At 60.2% G+C, this 241-nt stretch carries 1 protein-coding gene; it reads right to left on the bottom strand.

Features of this window, described 5'->3' with window-relative positions; genetic code table 11:
- Positions 1 to 241 (bottom strand): Ig-like domain-containing protein (locus AC0MA3_RS26725; protein ID WP_474658382.1); only part of this gene is annotated, 241 nt, incomplete at both ends.

Here is a 241-nt window from a genome sequence, read left to right as displayed (position 1 = left end):
ACTTTGAGCACCAGCAGCATCGAACGTATGGCTCAATGTCGCAACACCAGCAGCCACCGTGATCGGGGAACCGATTGCAGTGCCGTTCGACTTGAACTGCACCGAACCGACAGCATTGTTCGGAGCAACCGTCGCGGTCAGGTCAACCGCCGTACCCGTGATCGCCGTAGCCGGAACCGAGAGTGACGTCGTGGTCTCGACATCGACCGGAGCCGGATCAGAGACCGTCACCGTCTGAGCA

It is taken from the genome of Paenibacillus sp. LS-5 (assembly GCF_056121505.1).
The sequence above is the reverse complement of the archived record's forward strand: the minus strand, read 5'-3'. Positions and strand labels throughout refer to the sequence as shown.